This is a genomic window from Bombilactobacillus bombi, from assembly GCF_013607485.1.
Lineage (GTDB): Bacteria > Bacillota > Bacilli > Lactobacillales > Lactobacillaceae > Bombilactobacillus > Bombilactobacillus bombi_A.
This window is the reverse complement of record NZ_SCHP01000132.1, coordinates 1-1,092: the sequence shown is the minus strand read 5'-3', so window position 1 is coordinate 1,092 and position 1,092 is coordinate 1. Positions and strand designations below refer to the sequence as shown.

At 37.7% G+C, this 1,092-nt stretch carries 2 protein-coding genes; both read right to left on the bottom strand.

Annotation, left to right across the window (positions count from 1 at the left end; all coding sequences use genetic code 11):
- A partial coding sequence (locus EQ827_RS08780; RefSeq protein ID WP_181190597.1) for a rhomboid family intramembrane serine protease occupies positions 1 to 672 on the bottom strand: 672 nt, incomplete at its 3' end.
- A gap of 9 nt (positions 673 to 681) precedes the next feature.
- Positions 682 to 1,092 (bottom strand): 5-formyltetrahydrofolate cyclo-ligase (locus tag EQ827_RS08775; protein WP_181190596.1); only part of this gene is annotated, 411 nt, incomplete at its 5' end.

Genomic DNA, 1,092 nt, shown 5'->3' with positions numbered 1-1,092 from the left:
GATGTGTATAAAGAGACAGATCCTATACAAAACCACACTTAATAAAATTAAACCTACAATGCTTATTATACGCCATAATCTAGATTGCGCATTTTTCATTTGTAGAATGCTGATTATAAAACCTAATAGAAAACCAACAATTGCGCCGCCAATATGTCCCCAAATATCAATTCCGCCCATAAAGATATCTGCAACTAAATTGAAAACAATTAAAACTAAGAATTGCTGCGACCATTGCCGCATCCCTTGATTACTCTTGAAAACTAATCCTAAAGCAACATAAATACCAAACAAACCGAATAAAGAAGTACTGGCTCCTGCTGACAAAGATGTACTACTGCCAAAGGCAAAACTCATTAAATTGCCACCAATACCGCTTAAGAGATAAATAAGAATAAATTTTAAAGGCCCATATATAAACTCTAATTGCTGACCCATAAAATATAATGTTAAAGAATTAATTAAAATATGTTCCCAGCCGATGTGTACAAAAATTGGAGTAATCAGTCGCCACCATTGCCCTTGAGCGACTAAGCCGTTAACTTTGGCCCCTACTGCCACCAAGGCAGCAAGATTTTGGCTGCCTCCACGTACAATTTCTAAGATAAATACTAAAAATTGAATTACTAAGATGAGATACGTTGCCCAAGGCTGTTGTCTTAGCTGCTTCATAATTATCCTCTATTCTGCCGTGATAATATAATCAATTGCATAATCCCATGGTTGATAATGCCAGGTAGCACTTGCCAGCTGCACAACTGGCAAAGCTAAGGTGACACTAGTTGTGGCTGGATGAGCGGCTAAATATCGATCATAATATCCAGCGCCAAAACCTAAACGTTGATGGGTATCCGCTGCAATCGCCAAAGCCGGTACAATTGTTAAGTCTGCACCCGATTTGGATAAAGGATCCACTGCAGCCGGTTCCCATACCCCAAATTTTGTTTTTTGAATTTTAGTTTGAGAGTCTAAATTAAAAAATTCCATCGAATAATCGGCATAAGTTTTGGGAACAAAAACTTGTTTTCCTAATTGTAAGGCACGCTGAATAATTGGCTGGGTAGGCAATTCATCATCCATACTAATTGTAAC